The following is a 20,037-nucleotide window of genomic DNA, read 5'->3' on the forward strand; positions in this document are numbered from 1 at the left end:
GCGGCGGCACATTCGTCGGCATGCCCGCCTTCCCGAAGGCCGCGCACGAAGCCGTGGCCGACACGACGCTGCGCGCCAACCTCCGGCACGCCACCCACACCATCCGCGACAAGCGGGCCCGCGCCGTCGCCGAGCTCGACGACTGGGCCGAGCTGCGCGAGGCGGGGCGGCGCATCAAGGACCACACGCTGCGCCATCTCGACCGCTACCTGGTGCAGTTGGAGGAGTCGGTCGTAAGCGCCGGGGGCACCGTCCACTGGGCGGCCGACGCGGACGAGGCCAACCGGATCGTCACGGCCCTGGTGAAGGCGACGGGCGAGAGCGAGGTCGTCAAGGTCAAGTCGATGGCGACCCAGGAGATCGGCCTCAACGAGGCACTCGAAGCCGAGGGCATCCGCGCCTACGAGACCGATCTCGCCGAGCTGATCGTGCAGTTGGGCCACGACAGGCCCTCGCACATCCTGGTCCCCGCCATCCACCGCAACCGCGGCGAGATCCGCGACATCTTCGCGAAGGAGATGGCCGGGTGGGGCCGCCCGGCCACGGAAGGTCTCACCGACACGCCCGCCGAGCTGGCCGAGGCGGCCCGTCTGCATCTGCGCGAGAAGTTCCTGCGCGCCAAGGTCGGAATCTCAGGGGCGAACTTCATGGTCGCCGAGACCGGCACCCTGGTCGTCGTCGAGTCGGAGGGCAACGGCCGGATGTGCCTCACGCTCCCCGAGACCCTGATCTCCGTGGTCGGCATCGAGAAGACCGTGCCGACCTGGCGCGATCTGGAGGTCTTCCTCCAGACGCTGCCGCGCTCCTCGACGGCCGAACGCATGAATCCGTACACGTCGATGTGGACGGGCACCACCGACGCGGACACGGCCGACGGCCCGCGCACCTTCCACCTCGTCCTGCTCGACAACGGCCGCACCGACACCCTCGCCGACGAGGTCGGCCGCCAGGCCCTGCGCTGCATCCGCTGCTCGGCCTGTCTCAATGTGTGCCCGGTGTACGAGCGGGCGGGCGGCCACGCGTACGGCTCGGTGTACCCGGGCCCGATCGGCGCGATCCTCAGTCCGCAACTGCGCGGCACGCAGAGCGAGATCGACGCCTCGCTCCCCTACGCCTCCTCGCTCTGCGGCGCCTGCTACGAGGTGTGTCCGGTCGCCATCGACATCCCCGAGGTCCTCGTGCACCTGCGGGAGCGGATCGTCCAGGGCGGCGAGGTCACCCGGCACGGCGTGAAGGTGACCCTCAAGCCAGCCAAGGGACATGCGGCGGAGCGGGCGGCGATGCGCGCCGCGGGCCTGGCGTTCGCCCGGCCGGGAGTGCTGCACGCGGGCCAGCGTCTCGCCTCGCGCACCCGCGCACTGCATCCGCGCACGCTCCCCGGTCCCGGCCGGGCCTGGAGCGCGACACGTGACCTGCCGAAGCTTCCGCCGGAGCCGTTCCGCGACTGGTGGCGGCGGACGAACGGCGGCAAGGACAGCGGGAAGGGCGGCACCAAGTGAGCAACAGGGACCGGATCCTGGGCCGGGTGCGGCGGGCACTCGCCGACGTACCGGACGAAGGGCTCACGGGCGAACAGTCGTACGAGGTGTCGCTGGACCGCCGGTACGCGCGCGAGCACGGCGACCGCACCACCGAGCAGACCGTGGACCTGCTCGCGGAGAACCTCGCGGACTATCGCGCGATCGTGCATCGCTGTACGGCCGATGAGCTGTCGGAGCTCCTGATGCGGCTGCTGGCGGAGCGCGGCGCGCAGACGGTCCTCGTGCCGCCGGGCCTGCCGCCGTACTGGCTCAAGGCGGCGGACCCGGTCCGCATCCACGACCGCGCCGCGAGCACCCCGCACCAGCTCGACGAGGTCGACAGCGTCGTCACCGGCTGCGCGGTCGCCGTCGCCGAGACCGGCACGCTCGTCCTGGACGGCTCCCCCGACCAGGGCAGGCGCCGCATCACCCTGGTGCCGGACCACCACATCTGCGTCGTACGGGTGCCCGATCAGGTCGTCTCCTCCGTCCCGCAGGCCCTCGAACGGCTGGACCCGGTCCGTCCGCTCACCTGGATCTCGGGCCCTTCCGCGACCAGCGACATCGAGCTGGACCGGGTCGAGGGGGTGCACGGACCGCGCACCCTGGAGGTGGTGCTGATGAGCGGGGAGTGACGGGCACGGCTAGCGTGAACGCATGATCCGGTTCGAGCAGGTGACCAAGCGCTACCCGGACGGCACGACGGCCGTGGACGACCTCTCCTTCGAGGTCGCCGAGGGCGAACTGGTCACGCTCGTCGGCCCCTCGGGCTGCGGCAAGACCACGACGATGATGATGGTCAATCGCCTCATCGAACCGACGTCGGGCCGCATCTTCGTGAACGGCGAGAACATCGCCGACATCGACCCGGTGCGCCTGCGCCGCCGCATCGGCTACGTCATCCAGCAGGTCGGCCTGTTCCCGCACCGGACCATCCTCGACAACACGGCGACGGTTCCCGCGCTGGTCGGCTGGAAGAAGGCGAAGGCGCGGGCCCGCGCCGCCGAACTGCTCGACCTGGTGGGCCTCGACCCGAAGACGTACGGCTCCCGCTACCCCGAACAGCTCTCCGGCGGCCAGCGCCAGCGCGTCGGGGTGGCACGGGCGCTCGCGGCCGATCCGCCGGTGCTCCTGATGGACGAGCCGTTCGGCGCGGTCGACCCGGTGGTGCGCGAGCAGCTCCAGGACGAGTTCCTGCGGATGCAGGCAGCCGTCCGCAAGACGGTGCTGCTCGTCACGCACGACATCGAGGAGGCGGTCCGGCTCGGCGACCGGATCGCGGTGTACGGGCAGGGGCGCATCGAGCAGTTCGACCCGCCGGGAGCGGTGCTCGGGACGCCCGCGACGCCGTACGTCGCCGAGTTCGTGGGCGCCGACCGGGGCCTCAAACGGCTCTCGGTCACCGAGATCCAGTCGGACGACCTGGAGGAGCCGCCGCTCGCCCGCCTCGACGAGCCCGCCGCGCAGGCCGCGGCCAGGATGCGCGAGGAGGAGGCCCGCTGGGCGGTCGTCCTGGACGCGGACGGGGATCTGCACGGCTGGGTGGGCGTCGACGAGGTGGCGCTGGCAGGCGCGGGCGGCACGGTCGGCGATCTGGCGCACCGCATGAACTCCTGGGTCCCGGTCGGCGCCCCGCTCAAGCAGGCGTTCGGCGTGATGCTCCAGCACGACGCGGGCTGGGTCGCGGTGCTCGACGGTGCGCGGTTCCTGGGCGTACTCACCCCGGCGAAGCTGCACGAGGCGCTGCGGCGCTCGGTGGACGCGGACGCGCAAGGGGTCGCGCGGGACCAGGTGGAATTCGACTCGGTCGCGGACGCGTGAGGGAGCCCTGTAAGGGGCGCCCTCAGAGCAGTCCCTTCTTCTCCAGATAGGTCCGTGCCACGTCCTCGGCCAGCCGACGCCAGCTGTCCACCTGCTCGTTCATGGACGCCAGGTCCTCCGTGGTCAGCACGGGATTGAGCCGCCCGAGCGCCGCCGCGACGCGGTCACTGCCCGCCCGGGAGCGGTTGACGACCGGGACGATGTAGTCGGCGTTCTGCAGGTGCTTGTCGTCCTTGAGGAGCACGAGCCCGAAGTTGTCGAGCGTCGCGTCCGTGGAGGTGGTGAGGACCATCTGGTCCTTGCCGTCCTGCACGGCCTTCTTGGCCTGGGTGGTGCCCACGCCCTTCGGGTCGACGCCGGTGACGTCGATGCCGTAGACCTTCTTCAGCCCCGGGGCGCAGTAGGGACGCTGTACGCATTCGTCGCCCGCGGCGAGCCGCACCTTCAGGCCCGACTTCCCGAGGTCGCTGAGGGTCTTGAGATGGTGCTCCTTGGCGTACGAAGCGGCGACGGCGAAGGCGTTCTGGTCGACGGCCTTGCCGGGATCGAGGACGGTCAGGCCGCGCGGGGCGGCCAGGGAGCGCAGCGCCTTCATGGTGGTGTCGAGGTCGGGCGAGCCGACGGGCGGCGCGTCGGCGCCGTTCTTCTTGGCGTTGAGCCAGTCCGCGAAGGTCGCCGCGTACTCGGGGACGACATCGATCTGGCCGGACTCCAGGGCGGGTTCGTAGAGCTCCCGGTTGGCGACGGAGAGGATCTCGGCGCCGTAACCGGCCTTCTTCAGGAGCAGCAGATACATCTGGGCGAGCAGATCGCTCTCGGTGAATCCCGCCGAGCCGACGACGAGGTGCTTGCTGTCGCCCGGCGGCGCGGTGACCGCGCCCTGGTTCTCCAGCGAGGGCCCGCCGGTGCAGCCGGTGAGCAGGGCGAGCAGCGTCATCGCCGCCCCTGCGCGCCGCCGCATCACGCCCTCCCCCGGGTCCGCGCCCACCCGGGCGCCAGCCGTTCGGCGGCCTCGAAGACGCCCTCGACCAGAAGCGCGAAGACGGCGACGAGGACCGCGCCCGCGACCACCTGGGCGGTGCTCGCCAGGTTGAAGCCCGCCGTGATGATCCGGCCGAGTCCGCCGCCGCCCGCGAGCGCGGCGATGGTGGCGGTGGCGACGAGCTGCACGGCCGCGATGCGCACCCCGCTGAGCACCAGGGGCAGCGCGAGCGGCAGTTCGACCCGCCAGAGCATCTGCCGCCCGGTCATCCCCATGCCGCGCGCCGCCTGCACGATGCTGCGGTCGACGCCGCGCATCCCGACGTAGGCGTTGGTGAGCAGCGGAGGCACCGCGAAGAGGACCAGGGCGACGACCGTCGGGCCTTCGCCCCACTTGCCGAGCGGGGTGAGGAGCAGCAGCACGAGGACCGCGAAGGTGGGCACCGCGCGCCCGACGTTGGAGATGTTCACGGCGAGTGCGCCGCCCTTGCCGAGGTGGCCGAGGACGAGGGCGACGGGCAGCGCGATCAGACAGCTGAGCAGCAGGCAGACGACGGTGAGGACGAGGTGCTGGGTGAGCCGGTGCCAGATGCCGTCGTCACCGGCCCAGTGCGCGGCGTCGGTGAGCCACGACCAGGCGTCGCCGAGTGTCTTCATGAGCGCACCGCCCTGGTCCAGGGAGTCAGCACGCGCTGTACGCCGAGCAGCAGCAGATCGGCGGCGACGGCGATGACCACGCAGAGCACCGATGCGGTCAGTACTTGCGCCTTGAAGTAGGTGTTCATGCCCGCGTAGATCAGATTGCCCAGGCCGCCGAAGCCGACGATGGCGCCGACGGTGACGAGGGAGACCGCGGAGACCATGGCGATGCGCAGCCCGGCCATGGCGGCGGGCAGGGCGAGCGGGAGTTCCACGGTGAGCAGCAGCCGGATCGGGCCGTAGCCCATGCCGCGGGCGGCCTGCCGGGTGTCCTCGGGGACGGCGCGCAGCCCGGCGAGGATGTTCCGCACCAGCAGGGTGAGCGAGTACAGGACGAGCCCGGCGACGACGAGGGACGCGGAGAGGCCGTACACGGGGAGCAGCAGCGAGAACATCGCGAGCGAGGGGATCGTGTACAGGATCGTGGTGAGCGCGAGCACGGGTCCCGCTGCCCAGCCCCAGCGGCGGGCGACGACGGCGAGCGGCACGGCGACGACGAGCGCGACGAGCACGGAGACGGCGGTCAGCTGGAGGTGCTGGACGACCGCGTCGATCAGGATCTGGCGGCGGGTGCTCAGATACTCACCGCAGATCCATTCATTGCGCGCGAGGCAGTCGTCGGGGGTCGCGGTCACGCGTCCATTCAAGGCTCAGGTGCCGGTCGACGGCTCGTTCTGGTGACCCGTACGGGGCCGACCCTGAGGTATCCCTGATCCGACCCTGATACGTATCAGGTCCTCGCCGTCCTGATCTGGCTGTTGCGGGCGCTGGTCTCGCCGGTGCTTCTCCTGGGCATCGACTACAACATCTTCCTGATGCACCGGGTCAGGGAGGAGGCCGTGCGACTCGGGCACCGCCGCGGCGTACTGGAGGGCCTGACCAGCACCGGTGGCGTCATCACCGCGGCGCGGCTCTTCCGCTCCCTGGGCCGGCACCAGGAGGTCACGTCCGAGGACCGCCCGCGCGAGCCGTCACCGGTCCCGCTCCGGTAGCTACGCCGCCGTGTCGGGGATCCACGAGCCGTGGATCCCCGCCGGCACGCGCCGGGGCAGTTCGACGGCGGCTATCGGGGCGGCGGTGATGTCCTTGGCGTCCAAGATGAGCAGTTCGGAGGAGTCACGAGTCAGGTCGCCGACGAGGGTGAGGAGGTAGCCGTCATCCTCCGCCGCTCCCTGGGCCGCGGGCACGAAGTACGGCTCTCCGTACATCCGCCCCGGTCCCGCGTCGGCGATCTGCCGCTCGCCGGTCCTCGCGTCGTACTTGACCAGGGCGTACCGCTCAAGTCCCGCGCCCGGGAAGGCGACCGTGTACGTGTAGCGGTGGGCCGCGCCGATCAACGCCTCGTTGATGGTCGCGAATTCGGTGACCAGGGAGTCGAGCGGTTCCTCGCGCGCGGTGCCGGAGGCCGGGTCGAGGATCCAGCGGTGCCGCATCGAACCGATCACGGGTACGGAGGGGTGCCCCGGCGCGCCGGTCCACCACTTCCAGCTGCTCTCCCAGGAGGACCGGTCGTAGCGGGGCCCCTCGACGACGACGCGCCCCTGGGCGTCCTCGTAGGCGTTGGTCACATGGATCAACGCGCCCGCCTCGACCTCGAACCACATCGGATCGGCCCCTCCTTCGCGCGGCAGCACACCGATGCGCGGACGGTGGGTGTCGCTCCACCGGTACGGGACGCCGGAGTGCTCCGCCGCGTCGAAGACCACGGGCAGGTCCAGCCAGACGGTGTACCGAGCGGTGAGGCCGAAGTCGTGCATGAGGGTGGGGCCCGCCCCTGGCACGATCTGGCTGTGCGTCAACTCGCCCTTGGCGTTGGCGATGTAGTACGTCAGATAGGGCGGGACCGCCGCGTAGCCGAAGAAGTGCAGCTCGCCCGTGACCGGGTCCTCCTTGGGGTGTGCGGTCATGGCGGTGGTGAGCCGGCCCCGGAAGTCGTACGCCCCGATCGTGTCGAGCTCCGGGGTCATCTCGAAGGGCAGGTTGGCCTCTTGGAGGGCCAGGATGCGGCCCGCGTGCTCGATGACGTGGGTGCCCGCGATGCTGGCGGCGAGGTCGACGCTCCCGTCGTCACGGACGGTCGGCGCGCCGTCCAGGGCGGGGGTGCGGACCCAGCGGTTGCGGTACCACTCGGCGCGGCCCCCGTCGATGCGTACGCCGTGCAGCATGCCCGCGCCGCGGAACCAGTGGGTGGGGACGTCGCCCGGCTTGGGATTGTGCCCGTTACGGAAATAGCGGCCCGACAGCTCCGGCGGGATGGTGCCGCGGACGGTCAGATCGCGAGCGGTGAGCTCGTCGGGAACGGGAGTGAAGTGGCCGGAGACGTAAGGGACTTGGCCGAGGGTGTCGCTCATGACGGGAGGCTCCTTGGGAGGCGGGCTGGCACAGGTTCGAGGCGAACGGGGTAGGAGGACAACTCGGGGCAGGAGGACGGCTCAGGGCGTGAGGACGACCTTGCCGCTGACCGTGCCGGACTCGGCCAGCCGCATGGCCTCGGCGATGCGCGCCAGCGGCAGTTCGGCGGCGATGCCCGGGGTGATCTCGCCCCGCTGGAGCGCGGCGAAGACCTGGCCCAGGTCTTCACGGAGCCGGATCCGGAAGCTGTCCTTGGCGAACGCACGTCCGGCCCAGACGTTGAAGAAGTACGCACGGCGGCGGTTCGGCAGCGCGTTCCACACCCAGACCCTGCCGAGGATCTTGAGGACGGGCCACTGCTTGGAGCCCGTGTCGTCGCGGGTGGCGGCGCTGCCGTACGAGACGAGGGTCCCGCCGGGTGCGAGCAGCCGCCACGAGTCGGTGACGCTGCGGCCGCCGATGTGGTCGAACACCGCGTCCACACCGCCGGGCACGAGCTCGCGCACCCGGCGCGGGACGTCCTCGGCGCGGTAGTCGACGGGGGTGACGCCCAGCTTCGACAGCGCTTCGTGGTGGCGGGCGGACGCCGTGCCGATCACCCGCACTCCGGCGCTGAGGGCCAACTGGACGAGGAGCGAACCGACGCCTCCGTTGGCACCGTGCACCAGGATCGTCTGCCCCGAACGCACCCGCGCCTTGCGGTGCAGCATCTGCCACGCGGTGATGCCGTTGACCACCGCGGTCTCCGCCTCCGCCGCGCCGACACCCTCGGGCACCTCGACGACGTCCGCCGCGTCGAGCGCCACGTGGCTGGCCCAGCCGCCGGTCTTGGTCATCGCCGCGACGCGCTTGCCGACCAGGTCGGGGGCCGCGCCGGGTCCTGCCTCTATGACGGTGCCGACCAGGTCGTAACCCGGCACGAACGGGAAGGGCGGCTGGTCGTAGTAACGGCCGCGGCGCATCTGCTGCTCGGCGAACGAGACGCCGGTGGCCTCCATCGCGACGACCACCTGCCCGGCTTCCGCGACGGGAAGCGGACCGCGCCGCAGCTGGAGCTCCTCCGGCTCGGCGAGACCCGGCAGGACGACCTCGACACGCTCGATGGATCCCGCACCACTCATGACAACCTCCGTCGGCCCGGCCGGCCCGTCCATTCGGGCTAGCTCTTCTTGCGTTGGTTAGAAGCTATAACTTTCGCGACAGCCAGTCAAGAGGTTCGGTGATAGGTTCTAACGCAAGCACCAAGACGTAGCCATCCAGAGCGTCACGACGAGCGGAGACCGGACATGGCGAAGGCCGCCGGCACGGCATCCCCCCGCGAGCGGTACCGCAGCCAGGTCCGCGCGGAGATCAAGGAACGGGCGTGGGAGCAGATCGCCGACGCGGGCGCGTCCGCGCTGTCCCTCAACGCGATCGCCAAGCGGATGGGCATGAGCGGCCCCGCGCTCTACCGCTACTTCGGCAGCCGTGACGAGCTGATCACCGAGCTCATCAGGGACGCCTACCGGGGCCTCGCCGACACCGTCGGCGCGAACGCCAGGGACGGCGCGGACCTCCCGGAGCTGGGGCACGTCCTGCGCCGCTGGGCGCTGGAGGACCCCCATCGGTATCTGCTGATCTTCGGCACCCCGGTGCCCGGATACCACGCCCCCGAGGACGTCACCGCGATCTCCCAAGAGATCATGTCGGCGCTGCTCGACGCCTCCGCGAAGCTGCCGGACGACTCCCCGGAAGCCGCCGGTCCCGGCCCCGGGGACCCCAGCTCGCCCGACTCCCCCGGCTCGCCCGACGTGGACTTCGAGCAGCACATCGAGGCGCACCGGCAGTGGGCGGGCGACCACCCGGCCACCCCCGTCGAACTGCACCGCGCCCTGTCCTTCTGGACCCGCGTGCACGGCGTGCTCTCACTGGAGCTCTCGGGCCACTTCAGCGGCATGGGCTTCGACCCCGCCACCCTCTTCGAAGCGGAACTGGCGGCGCTGCTCAGGCGCTAGAAGTCCGCCGGGCCGCCGCGGCCGATCTGCGGCGTCACCCGGCGATAGGCGGCCCTGGCGCTCACGATGCGGCTCGCCACCGCGCCCGTGAGGCCCGCGACGAGCAGATAGACAAGCCACTCGGGGTCGCGGTGCCCCGCCCAGCTCACCTCTCCGGTGGGGTGCGTCGCGAAGACGTTGAGCACCAGCCAGCACAGCACCGCCGTGCCCGGCGCGGCCGCGACCCTGCCGCGGGTGCTGAGCACCGCGGCCAGCGAGCAGAGCACGGCGAGCGCGAGGCCCGTGCGGTCGAGCACCCCCAGCGCGCTGAGCACGCCGACGAGCAGCAGCGCGCCCGCTCCCGCCCCCGTCCAGACGACGAGGTTCGCGATCGGCCGCGGGACCGCCTTGGCCCCGGTCCTCATCTGCCGCCACTCCACAGCCACATCGGCCCCCACCCGCCAGGGACGCGCTCGAAGGTGCCCGTCGCCGTCTTTGCCGACCGGATTCTTTCACCGGCAGGGGGCACCATCCACCCCGACGGCGGAGAGGTCCGCACTTGCCCCCTTACGTCACGGCTCTCGGCTTTCCCGGGCCGCCGGGCCTGGACGTTTTACGGTTCCTTTACAGTAGGTGTAGAAGCATTCGTGCTTCACGATCCGCCGTTTCGCGCGAGGACACCCTCGTGCGAGGAGAAGAAGGAGCCCCGGCCCACGATGGGTGAGCCTCCCAGTACCAGCCGTGCCGTCCCCTCACCGCTTCGCATGCGTACGGGATCGGGGGTGGCACGGTGACCGAGGTCCTGCTGCTGTTCCTGGCCCTGCTCCTCACGCTGGCCTGCGCGCTGTTCGTCGCCGCCGAGTTCTCGCTCACCACCGTCGAGCGGGCCGACCTGGAACGGGCCGCCGCCGCGGGTGAGCGGGGCGCGGAAGGCGCGCTGAAGGCCGTGCGCCGCCTCACGTTCCAGCTCTCCGGAGCCCAACTGGGCATCACCGTCACCTCCCTGGTGATCGGCATGCTCGCCGAGCCGTCGCTCGCGGCGCTGCTGCGCGGCCCGTTGGAGGCCGCCGGCCTCGGCGGCGCCGCGTCGGCCACCGCCACGCTGCTCGGCGTCGTCCTGTCCACGGTCGTCCTGATGGTCGTCGGCGAACTGGTGCCGAAGAACTGGGCGATCTCTCGGCCGCTCGCGGTCGCGAAGGTGGTGGCGGCCCCGCAGCGCGGCTTCACCGCCGCGTTCGGCCCGTTCATCCGGCACCTCAACAACACCGCGAACCGGTTCGTACGCCGCTTCGGCCTGGAGCCCGCGGAGGAGCTGGCGTCCGCGCGCGGCCCCGAGGAACTGGTCGCCCTTGCCAGGCACTCGGCGGCCGAGGGCGCCCTGGAGGCGGACTCCGCCGAACTGTTCGTCCGCACGCTGCACTTGGGCGAGCTGAGCGCCGAGAACGTGATGACGCCCCGGGTCGACGTCCAGGCCCTGGAGGCGCATGCCACCGCCGCCGACGCCGCCAACCTGACGTACGCGACGGGCCTCTCCCGCTTCCCCGTGTACCGGGACTCCCTGGACGAGGTCGTCGGCACCGTCCACATCCGCGACGTCCTCGCCCTGGACCCGGACAAGCGCGCCGCGACCCCGGTCACCGCGCTCGCCACCCGGCCGCTCCTGGTGCCGGACAGCCTGACCGCCGACCGGCTCCTTGAGCAGCTGCGCACCACGCGCACCATGGCGGTCGTCATCGACGAGTACGGCGGCACGGCCGGCGTCGCGACCATGGAGGACATCGTCGAGGAGGTCGTCGGCGAGGTCCGCGACGAGCACGACCCGATGGAGGTCCCCGACCTGCTGCCCGCCGCCCCGGCCGACGACGGCCGCAGGGCCTGGCGGGCCGACGGCAGCGTACGGATAGACCAGCTGGCCGGGATGGGCATGGCCGTCGAGGACGGTCCCTACGAGACGGTCGCGGGCCTGGTCGCCACGCGGCTCGCCCGTATCCCCGTCCAGGGCGACAGCGTCGACGTCGACGGCTGGCGCATCGACGTCCTGGACGTCGACCACCACCGCGCGGACCGCGTGCACATCACCGAGCCCACGCACCACAAGCGGCTGGAGGACGCCCGATGACCGCGCTCCAGCTCACCATCGGCGCCCTGACGCTGCTCACCAACGCCTTCTTCGTAGGGGCCGAGTTCTCGCTGATCTCCGTGCGCCGCAGCCAGATCGAGCCGGGGGCCCGCGCGGGCGACAAGCGCGCGAGGACCACGCTCTGGGGCATCGAGCACATCTCCGCGATGATGGCCACCGCCCAACTGGGCATCACGGTCTCCTCGCTGGTGCTCGGCGCGGTCGCCGAACCCGCCATCGCGCACCTCATGGAGCCCGCCTTCGAGGCGGCCCGCGTCCCGCACGCGCTGGTGCACCCGATCGCGTTCGTGATCGCGCTGACGGTCGCCACGTATCTGCACATGCTGATCGGCGAGATGGTCCCCAAGAACATCGCCCTGGCCGCGCCCGCCCGTACCGCGCTGCTCCTCGGCCCGCCGCTCGTCGCGCTCACCCGGGCGCTCAGGCCCGTCATCTTCGGAGTCAACGCCTTCGCCAACGCCCTGCTGCGGCTCCTGAAGGTCGACCCGAAGGACGAGGTCGAGGCCGCCTTCACCGACCACCAGCTGGCCCGCATGGTCGCCGACTCCAGCGAGGCGGGGCTGGTCTCCGCCGCCGACAGCGAGCGGCTGCGGGACGCCCTGGAGCTGGGCACCCGGCCGGTCGGCGAGATCCTCGTCCCCCTCGTGCACATGCACACCGTCCACCACGCCGTCACCCCGGCCCGCCTCGAACGCGTGGCCGCCACGGCAGGCTACTCGCGTTTCCCGGTCATCGGCCCGGACGACGCGCTGCTCGGCTATCTGCACATCAAGGACACCCTCGGTGTCGCCGACCGGGACGCGCCCTTCCCCGCCGACGCCCTGCACCCCGTCACGCGCGTGCGCATCGACACCCCGCTCGACGACACCCTGACCGCGCTGCGCGCCGAGGGCAGCCATCTGGCGGCGGTTCTCGGCGAGGGCGGCGCGGTGCTGGGCTTCGTGACCATGGACGACGTCCTGTCCGAGCTGGTGGGACCGGCCCCTGCGGCCGCTTCCGCCGTCGCCCCCGCCTGATCCGCCCCGCCGGGCGCGGTCTCCCCCGTCAGCTGTGGCGGGGGAACCGCGCCGGGCCGAGAATCGTTCACTGAGTCCTCATACGAGAACGGAGCCACCCTGTGTCCGCCAGACCGACGGACCCTCCGGGGCACAGTCCCCGACCATCCCGCCTGAAAAGGATTGATCGCGGCACGCGACGGGGTGGTGTTCGATGAGTGCCGTACTCGGCCTGCTGGCCGTCCTCGTCCTGACCGCGGGCACGGGCTACTTCGTGGCCCAGGAGTTCGCCTACGTCGCCGCCGACCGCCTCGCCCTCGCGCGTGAGGCCGCCGCGGGCGACAAGAAGGCCGCCCGCGCCCTCCAGGTCCTGGAGAAGCTCTCCTTCATGCTGTCCGGCGCGCAGCTGGGCATCACCGTCACCGGTCTGGTCGTCGGCTTCCTCGCGGAGCCTTCCGTGTCCGCGCTGCTCAAGCCCGCACTCGACGGCACGGGACTGTCCGAAGGGGCGGTCTCCGCGATCTCCGTGGTGGTGGGCTTCGTGGTCGCCACCGTGGTGCAGATGGTCCTCGGTGAGCTGGCCCCGAAGAACCTCGCGCTCGCCGTTCCCGAGCGCCTCGCCAAGTCCCTGGCAGGCTCCACGCTCGCGTACCTGAAGGTCGTCGGACCGCTGGTGCGCGTCTTCGACGGCGCGGCCAACCGCATCCTGCGCAGGATCGGCATCGAGCCGGTCGAGGAGCTGCACCACGGCGCGACCCTGGAGGAGCTCAGCCATCTGATCGGTGAGTCCCACAAGGAGGGCGAGCTGCCCCGGGAGACCGCCGAGCTGCTCGACCACGCCCTGGAGTTCTCCGAGCGCACCCTGGACGAGGTCATGGTGCCGCGCGCGGACGCCGTCTTCGTCCGCAAGGACGCCAGCGCCACGGAGGCCGTGGAGCTGATCGCCAAGCACGGTCACTCCAACTACCCGGTGCTCGGCGACCACCCCGACGACGTGGCGGGCGTCCTCGGCGTACGCGAACTGATGCGGCTGCCCGCCGCCCGCTTCGAGCGCACCGCGGCGGGTGACGCGGCCCGGCGCCCGCTGTTCCTGCCCGACACGCTGCCGCTGCCCGAGGCCGTGACGCAGATGCGCGAGCGCGACGACGAGTTCGCCGTGGTCCTCGACGAGCACGGCGGCGTCGCCGGGATCGTCACGTACGAGGACATCGCCGAGGAACTCGTCGGTGACATCGCCGACGAGTCCGACACGGTCGTCGCCCCCGCCGTCGCCGACGGCGCGGGATGGCTGGTGGCCGCGGGCCGCCGCCTGGACGAGATCGCCGACGCCACCGGCATCGAACTGCCCGAGGAAGAGGACTACGACACCGTGGCCGGACTGATCGTCGACCGGCTGGGACGCTTCCCGACCGTCGGGGACCGACTCACCGTCGCGCTGCCGGACGGCGGCACGGCGGCCATCGCCGTACTCGCCCTGGACCGGCACGTGCCGGAGCGGGTGCGGGTGGAGCGGCTGGCGGATGACGGGGGCGCGGGGGCCGGGACCGGCACCGGCACCGGCACCGGCACCGGCACCGGCAGCAAGGGAGCCACCTCATGAGCTTCCCCATGGCTCTCTTCGTCACGCTGCTGCTCCTCGTCGGCAGCGGGTTCTTCGTCGCCGCCGAGTTCGCCCTGGTCGCCGCCAGACGGCACCGCGTGGAGCAGGCGGCGGCCCGCGGCCAGCGCGGCGCGAAATCGGCGCTCGCGGGCATGCGGGAGCTCTCCCTCATGCTGGCGGGCGCACAGCTCGGCATCACCGTCTGCACCCTGGGCCTCGGCTCCATCTCCAAGCCCGCGATCTCGCACGAACTCGATCCGCTCCTGGAGAAGCTGGGCCTGCCCGCCGGACTCAGCTACGGCATCGCCTTCGCCCTCGCGATGACCGTCGTGGTGTTCCTGCACATGGTGGTCGGCGAGATGGCGCCCAAGTCCTGGGCCATCGCGCACCCCGAGCGTTCCGCGATGCTGCTCACGCCGCCGTTCCGGGCCGTGGTCAAGGTCGTACGGCCGTTGATCTGGCTGCTCAACAAGGTCAGCAACGCGCTGGTGCGGATGTGCCGGGTCACCCCGCGCGACGAGCTCGCCTCGGTCCACAACCGCGAGCAACTCACCTACCTGGTGGCGGAGTCGGAGCGGCTCGGCCTGATCAGCGGGGCCGACTCGGAGCTGATCACCAGCTCGCTGACCGCGCCGCTGAGCCCGGTGGGCGACCTGCAGACGCCAGCGGACCTGATCACCTCGGTACCCGCGACGGCCGGTCTCGACGAGATCCTGGAGGTGGCGTCGGGCAGCGACCGCACGCGCCTCCTGGTCCGCGACGGCGCCACTGTCGTCGGCTCGGTGCACGCCCGCGACGTGCTCGTCGCCCGTGCCCGCGGCCGGGCGGGCACCGCCCGCGAGCTGGCCAGGCCGGTGCCCGAGCTGTCCGCGCACGACTCGGTGGCGCACGCCGTCGAGACGCTCCGCCAGCGCCGCGCGACGCTCGCCGTGGTCGGCGACGACTCCGGCAGGCTCACCGGGCTCGTCAGCCTGGACGACCTGCTGGCCCGCCTGATGGAGCCGGGCCGGGCGGCATGACGTGAGGAGGGGGCGGCCGGCGGAGTGATCTCTGAGCGCACACACTTCTGAGCGGAAGCACTTCTGACCGGCCGTCAACTTCCGCTCTGCGCAAGGTCGTCTCCTTGCAACGCCCTCTGCGCTCCACGTCCCAAGCCTTACCCTTGCTGAACGTCACGCGGGACGGGGAGCGGGGGAGCAGTGACGCAGGGGGCAGCACACGGGGCACAACAGGGGGATCTCGTCGCGAGCCGCTACCGGCTCATGCGCAGCCTGGGCGTGGGCGGCATGGGACGCGTCTGGGAGGCGTACGACGGGCGGCTGGACACGCACGTGGCGCTCAAGGAGCTGCGCCTGCCGGCCGATCTGACGCCCGCCGAACGCTCCGAGCGGCTCAAGCGCGCCGAACGTGAGGCGCTCAGCGCCGCGAAGCTGCGCGACCACCAGAACATCGTCACCGTCCACGACGTCGTCATAGAGGACGGCATCCCGTGGATCGTGATGCAGCTCGTCACCGGCGGCACGCTCCAAGAGCGCCTGAAATCGGGCCCGTTGTCGCCGCCCGCGGCACTGCGGCTGACCAGGGCGCTCCTCCAGGCGCTCGACGCGGCGCACAAGCAGGGCATCGTGCACCGCGACATCAAACCGGCCAACGTGATGGTCACCGAGGACCGCCACATCCTGCTCACGGACTTCGGGATCGCGGCCAACGAGGCGGAGACGGGCCTCACCGCGACCGGCGTGGTCATCGGCTCGGCGCCCTACCTCTCCCCCGAGCGCGCGCACGGCGAGCGGGGCGGCCCCGAGAGCGACCTCTTCTCGCTGGGCACGACGCTGTACGAGGCCATCGAGGGCGTCTGCCCCTTCCACCGGGACACTCCGGCGGGCTCGCTCCTCGCGGTCGTCAGCGACGAGCCGCAGCCGATGCGCCGGGCCGGGAACCTCGCTCCCCTGGTCATGGCCCTGCTGGTCAAGGACCCGGCCGACCGCCCTTCGATCCCGGAGGCCATGGCCCTGCTCAAGGCCGCGAAGCCGACGCGGACAGCCCCGAAGACGACCACGAAGACGAAGACGAAGGCCGAACCGCTGCCGGGGAAGGCGGCGAAGGCAGGTGCGCCGGGAAAGGCGGCGAAGCTGCCGAAGCCGAAGTCCACCTCGGGCCCGAAGCCGACCCCGAAGCCGACCCCGAAGGCGACCCCGAAGCCGACTTCAACGCCCTCGGTCAGCCCCGCCCCCGCCCCCGCCCCCGCCAAGCCCACGACGCCGAGCAGCCCGGCGAGCAACTCCTCGAACAGCGCGGCAGGTTGGGGCTGGCTGCTGGTCGCCGGCGTGGTCCTGCTGCTCCTGTACGGGCAGAACGAGGAGTTCGCCAACTGGGTCAGCTCCAAGCTCAACGGGGACGTGGCGTCCGCCGGGGTCGGCGACTGTGTGCACTGGGCCCAGGAGGAGAAGGACACCTGGCGCGGGGAGTGGGTCGAGGTCCCGTGCTGGTCCGCCGCCACGAAGAACGTCGTGGTCTCGGAGCAGGCCGTCGCCTGCGCCACGCCCGGGGGCACCATACGGCTCACCGACGGCTACCTCTGCACCCGACCCGAGTGACTCCGACCGCGATCTGACCTGCCCCCGGCCGTCCGAGGCTTCCTCCAAGCGGCTTCCTCCGAGCGGCTTCCTCCGAGCCGCGGAGCCTCCCGGAGCGCGACGCGGAGCTTCCCCCGCGACAACTGTCCGACGATGCTCGATCCTGGGCACGGGCCGGTCAGGGGCTGACCGGCCCGTCCGACCCAGATCGTTCGCTTCACTCGGATTTCTCGGAGGTACGCATGAAGATGCTGATCAACGTGGCAGAGACCGTCGTCGCCGACGCCTTGCGCGGCATGGCGGCCGCGCACCCCGAGCTGGCGGTCGATGTCGAGAACCGGGTGATCGTGCGCAAGGACGCCCCCGTCGCGGGGAAGGTCGCCCTCGTCTCGGGCGGCGGCTCGGGGCACGAGCCGCTGCACGGCGGCTTCGTGGGCCCCGGAATGCTGTCGGCGGCCTGCCCCGGTGAGGTGTTCACCTCTCCGGTGCCCGACCAGATGGTGCGGGCCGCGGCCGCCGTGGACAGCGGCGCCGGTGTGTTGTTCATCGTCAAGAACTACACGGGTGACGTCCTCAACTTCGACATGGCCGCCGAACTCGCCGAGGACGAGGGCGTCCAGGTGGCCAAGGTTCTCGTGAACGACGACGTCGCGGTGACCGACAGCCTGTTCACCGCGGGCCGACGCGGCACAGGCGCGACCCTCTTCGTGGAGAAGATCGCGGGCGCCGCCGCCGAGGCGGGCATGCCGCTCGAGCGGGTCGAGGCGATCGCTCGGCAGGTGAACGAGAACGCCCGCAGTTTCGGCGTCGCGCTCAGCGCGTGCACCACCCCGGCGAAGGGCAGCCCCACCTTCGACCTGCCGTCGGGGGAACTGGAGTTGGGCATCGGCATCCACGGCGAACCGGGGCGCGAGCGGCGCCCCATGATGACCTCGCGCGAGATCGCCGACTTCGCCGTGCACGCCGTCCTGGAGGACCTCGACCCGCGCAATCCGGTCCTCGTCCTGGTCAACGGCATGGGCGCCACACCGCTGCTCGAACTGTACGGATTCAACGCCGAGGTCCAGCGCGTACTCACGGAACGTGGCGTACCGGTGGCCCGCACCCTCGTCGGCAACTACGTGACGGCGCTGGACATGGCGGGCGCCTCCGTGACGCTGTGTCAGGTCGACGAGGAACTGCTGCGACTGTGGGACGCACCGGTACGCACGGCCGGGCTGCGCTGGGGTATGTGACCCCCCGACACACGTAGACACACCCTAGAGACACGTACACACACGTACACATACCTAGAGACACGTACTACGCAAGGAGATTCTGTGCTCGACGCCGACTTCTTCCGCCGCTGGCTGACGGCCGCCGCGGCCGCCGTCGACCGTGAGGCGGACCGGCTCACGGAGCTGGACTCACCCATCGGCGACGCCGATCACGGCAGCAATCTGCAGCGCGGCTTCACCGCCGTCGCGGCCGTCCTGGCGAAGGAGGCACCGGACACGCCCGGCGCCGTCCTCACCCTGGCCGGGCGGCAGTTGATCTCCACGGTGGGCGGCGCGTCGGGGCCGCTCTACGGCACGCTGCTGCGCCGCACCGGCAAGGCGCTCGGCGACGCCACGGAGGTCGACGAGGCCACGTTCGCCGAGGCGCTGCGCACCGGCGTGGACGCGGTGGCCGCGCTCGGCGGCGCCGCGCCCGGCGACAAGACGATGCTGGACGCGCTCGTCCCCGCCGTCGACGCGCTCGGCGAGTCCTTCGCCGCCGCGCGGGACGCCGCACGCGAAGGCGCCCTCGCCACGACGCCCTTGCAGGCCCGCAAGGGCCGCGCCAGTTATCTGGGCGAGCGCAGCGTCGGGCACCAAGACCCCGGCGCCACCTCGTCCGCCCTGCTCTTCGAGGCGCTCGCCGAGACGGGAACCGGTACCAGCACCCCGGAGGCCGACCGTGGCTGACGACGCGAACACGGGCGACGGCGCAAAGCTGGTCGGCATCGTCCTCGTCTCGCACAGCGGCCCCGTCGCCGACGCGGTCGCCGCGCTCGCGAAGGGGCTCGCGGGCGGCGCCACCGCGCCCGTCGCCGCGGCGGGCGGCACGGCGGACGGAGGGCTCGGCACCAGCTCCGACCTCATCGCGGCGGCCGCCGCCGAGGTGGACCGCGGCGCGGGCGTCGCGGTCCTTACCGACCTCGGCAGCGCGGTGCTCACGGTGAAGGCGCTGATCGCGGAGGGCGACGAACTCCCCGACGGCACACGCCTGGTGGACGCCCCCTTCGTGGAGGGCGCGGTCGCCGCCGTGGTCACCGCGTCGGCGGGCGCCGACATCGCCGCCGTCGAGGCGGCGGCCGCGGAGGCGTACTCCTACCGGAAGGTGTGAGCCGCCCCGCGGAGCCCGATCCCGGAACCCGATCCGGGAGGCGGAGCCAGGAAGAGAAACGGGGTCGGGGAGGCGCGCCGGTGGGACTCCGGCGCGCCTCCCCGCCGTACGGCGTACCGCTCAGTTCTGCCGCACGAACCGCCGCGCCAGCGCCTCGCCCCTCGCGACCGCCGCCGGGTGGCTCTCGATCGGCGCGGCCTTGGGACCCTTGAAGAAGATGTACGTCACGCCGGAGCCCACGCCGCCGCTCCTCGGATCGGGCCGGATGCCGAGCGCCTTGGCGGTCGCGTACGACGCCTCGCCGATGAGGTCCGTGGGCCCGGTGTCGCCGACGACGGCGTACTGCACCCTGCCCCGGTAGATCACGGCGGCGACCGTGCCGCCGGTGATGCCGTGGGCGGCGTGCTTCCAGCGGCGACTGGCACCCGGCACCACGACGTAGGGCAGGCGTTCCGCGTTGAGCTGGCGGCCGTCGGACTGCTGGAACGCCGTGGCGTGGAAGAAGAGCGGGTCGGTGCGTCGGTTGCACGCCTTGGTCGGCTGCCCGTCGCAGTCGATGTCCATGTCGGCCTTCCAGAAGACCGCGCCGCGTTTCGCGCAGACCGGGACGGTGGCGCGGGCGCCGTCGTCCGTACGGAACTTGCCGTGCGAGATCTGCTTGCAGGAGCCGGTCCTCGCGAGCAGGTCGGCGGCGCGCACGGACCCTTCCCTGCCAGGAGTGGCCGGGGCGCCCGGAGCCCCCGGAGTCCCGGGCGTGCGCGCGGTTCCCGTGTACCGCCGCCCCTCGTACGCCCCGTCCCCGTACGACGCCCCACCGCCGTCCTCCCCGCCCTGGTCCGCCCCGCCCGCCCCAGCCTCACGCCCCGAACTCGCCGCTCCGCCAGGGGACTTGACGACCGGTTCGGCCAGCGGCTGCTGTGCCGCGGCGGGGAACGAGGCGGGGGCCAGCAGGGCGGCCCCGGCAGCGGCGGCCAGGGCCGCCGTTCTGGTACGCACGAGAAGAAACCCTTCAT

Annotated in this window: 19 protein-coding genes and 1 pseudogene; 13 read left to right on the plus strand and 7 right to left on the minus strand. The window is 72.0% G+C overall.

Translation table 11 applies throughout. From position 1 onward, the window contains the following. The first annotated feature begins 20 nt into the window (after positions 1-20). From ACIO9J_RS03725 to ACIO9J_RS03735, 3 genes are read left to right on the plus strand one after another with little or no spacing between them, the layout of a single operon-like run. Positions 21-1,499, plus strand: coding sequence for a LutB/LldF family L-lactate oxidation iron-sulfur protein (locus ACIO9J_RS03725; RefSeq protein ID WP_401993044.1), 1,479 nt, complete (start codon positions 21-23; stop codon positions 1,497-1,499). Beyond that, complete coding sequence (locus ACIO9J_RS03730) at positions 1,496-2,155, plus strand: lactate utilization protein C (protein WP_401991928.1); 660 nt, start codon at positions 1,496-1,498, stop codon at positions 2,153-2,155. Before ACIO9J_RS03725 ends, ACIO9J_RS03730 begins: the two co-directional genes overlap by 4 nt. A gap of 22 nt (positions 2,156-2,177) precedes the next feature. After that, positions 2,178-3,341, plus strand: coding sequence for a betaine/proline/choline family ABC transporter ATP-binding protein (locus ACIO9J_RS03735; RefSeq protein WP_401991931.1), 1,164 nt, complete (start codon positions 2,178-2,180; stop codon positions 3,339-3,341). Between the two features lie 22 nt (positions 3,342-3,363). Here ACIO9J_RS03735 and ACIO9J_RS03740 read toward each other — a convergent pair whose 3' ends face one another. From ACIO9J_RS03740 to ACIO9J_RS03750, 3 genes are read right to left on the minus strand one after another with little or no spacing between them, the layout of a single operon-like run. Beyond that, positions 3,364-4,302 (minus strand): ABC transporter substrate-binding protein, encoded by a 939-nt coding sequence (locus ACIO9J_RS03740; RefSeq protein WP_401991934.1) that lies wholly within the window; start codon positions 4,300-4,302, stop codon positions 3,364-3,366. Next, positions 4,302-4,979, minus strand: a complete 678-nt coding sequence (locus tag ACIO9J_RS03745; protein ID WP_401991937.1) for an ABC transporter permease — start codon at positions 4,977-4,979, stop codon at positions 4,302-4,304. Before ACIO9J_RS03745 ends, ACIO9J_RS03740 begins: the two co-directional genes overlap by 1 nt. After that, positions 4,976-5,656, minus strand: a complete 681-nt coding sequence (locus ACIO9J_RS03750) for an ABC transporter permease (protein WP_401991940.1) — start codon at positions 5,654-5,656, stop codon at positions 4,976-4,978. Before ACIO9J_RS03750 ends, ACIO9J_RS03745 begins: the two co-directional genes overlap by 4 nt. A 153-nt stretch (positions 5,657-5,809) precedes the next feature. Between ACIO9J_RS03750 and ACIO9J_RS03755 the strand changes: the two are divergent. Continuing rightward, a pseudogene (locus ACIO9J_RS03755) lies at positions 5,810-5,935 on the plus strand (MMPL family transporter); the annotation flags it as partial. 78 nt (positions 5,936-6,013) lie between these two features. On the opposite strand, the gene ACIO9J_RS03760 reads toward ACIO9J_RS03755, so the two are convergent. Both ACIO9J_RS03760 and ACIO9J_RS03765 read right to left on the minus strand, forming a co-directional pair. Further along, a complete protein-coding gene (locus tag ACIO9J_RS03760) occupies positions 6,014-7,372 on the minus strand; it encodes a carotenoid oxygenase family protein (RefSeq protein WP_401991942.1) in 1,359 nt (452 codons plus the stop codon). 81 nt (positions 7,373-7,453) lie between these two features. Next, positions 7,454-8,494, minus strand: coding sequence for a medium chain dehydrogenase/reductase family protein (locus ACIO9J_RS03765; RefSeq protein ID WP_401991945.1), 1,041 nt, complete (start codon positions 8,492-8,494; stop codon positions 7,454-7,456). A gap of 165 nt (positions 8,495-8,659) precedes the next feature. Between ACIO9J_RS03765 and ACIO9J_RS03770 the strand changes: the two genes are divergently transcribed. After that, the gene (locus tag ACIO9J_RS03770) at positions 8,660-9,367 is read left to right on the plus strand and encodes a TetR/AcrR family transcriptional regulator (RefSeq protein ID WP_401991948.1); all 708 of its coding nucleotides are present in this window, start codon (positions 8,660-8,662) and stop codon (positions 9,365-9,367) included. Here the strand turns inward: ACIO9J_RS03770 and ACIO9J_RS03775 are convergent. Then, the gene (locus ACIO9J_RS03775; RefSeq protein WP_401991951.1) at positions 9,364-9,771 is read right to left on the minus strand and encodes a hypothetical protein; all 408 of its coding nucleotides are present in this window, start codon (positions 9,769-9,771) and stop codon (positions 9,364-9,366) included. The two genes, ACIO9J_RS03770 and ACIO9J_RS03775, sit on opposite strands and share 4 nt — an antisense overlap. Before the next feature lie 365 nt (positions 9,772-10,136). On the opposite strand from ACIO9J_RS03775, the gene ACIO9J_RS03780 reads away from it, so the two are divergent. From ACIO9J_RS03780 to ACIO9J_RS03815, 8 genes are all read left to right on the plus strand, one after another. Continuing rightward, complete coding sequence (locus ACIO9J_RS03780; RefSeq protein WP_401991954.1) at positions 10,137-11,465, plus strand: hemolysin family protein; 1,329 nt, start codon at positions 10,137-10,139, stop codon at positions 11,463-11,465. Continuing rightward, positions 11,462-12,502, plus strand: coding sequence for a hemolysin family protein (locus ACIO9J_RS03785; protein WP_401991957.1), 1,041 nt, complete (start codon positions 11,462-11,464; stop codon positions 12,500-12,502). The genes ACIO9J_RS03780 and ACIO9J_RS03785 overlap by 4 nt, the downstream gene beginning before the upstream one ends. Positions 12,503-12,695: 193 nt before the next feature. Beyond that, positions 12,696-14,081, plus strand: a complete 1,386-nt coding sequence (locus ACIO9J_RS03790) for a hemolysin family protein (RefSeq protein ID WP_401991960.1) — start codon at positions 12,696-12,698, stop codon at positions 14,079-14,081. Further along, positions 14,078-15,100: a hemolysin family protein gene (locus tag ACIO9J_RS03795; protein WP_401991963.1), complete on the plus strand. Its 1,023-nt coding sequence runs from the start codon at positions 14,078-14,080 to the stop codon at positions 15,098-15,100. The genes ACIO9J_RS03790 and ACIO9J_RS03795 overlap by 4 nt, the downstream gene beginning before the upstream one ends. A gap of 180 nt (positions 15,101-15,280) precedes the next feature. After that, positions 15,281-16,678 (plus strand): serine/threonine-protein kinase, encoded by a 1,398-nt coding sequence (locus ACIO9J_RS03800; protein WP_401991966.1) that lies wholly within the window; start codon positions 15,281-15,283, stop codon positions 16,676-16,678. Between the two features lie 221 nt (positions 16,679-16,899). Further along, positions 16,900-17,892, plus strand: coding sequence for a dihydroxyacetone kinase subunit DhaK (gene dhaK, locus ACIO9J_RS03805; protein ID WP_401991969.1), 993 nt, complete (start codon positions 16,900-16,902; stop codon positions 17,890-17,892). An 84-nt stretch (positions 17,893-17,976) separates the two neighbouring features. After that, positions 17,977-18,603: a dihydroxyacetone kinase subunit DhaL gene (gene dhaL / locus ACIO9J_RS03810; RefSeq protein WP_401991972.1), complete on the plus strand. Its 627-nt coding sequence runs from the start codon at positions 17,977-17,979 to the stop codon at positions 18,601-18,603. Further along, positions 18,596-19,024, plus strand: a complete 429-nt coding sequence (locus ACIO9J_RS03815; RefSeq protein ID WP_401991975.1) for a PTS fructose transporter subunit IIA — start codon at positions 18,596-18,598, stop codon at positions 19,022-19,024. The genes dhaL and ACIO9J_RS03815 overlap by 8 nt, the downstream gene beginning before the upstream one ends. Positions 19,025-19,144: 120 nt before the next feature. Here the strand turns inward: ACIO9J_RS03815 and ACIO9J_RS03820 are convergent, their stop codons facing one another. Further along, a complete protein-coding gene (locus tag ACIO9J_RS03820; protein WP_401991978.1) occupies positions 19,145-20,020 on the minus strand; it encodes a glycoside hydrolase family 75 protein in 876 nt (291 codons plus the stop codon). Positions 20,021-20,037 lie beyond the last annotated feature (17 nt).

The organism is Streptomyces sp. NPDC087300 (assembly GCF_044744425.1).
GTDB lineage: Bacteria > Actinomycetota > Actinomycetes > Streptomycetales > Streptomycetaceae > Streptomyces.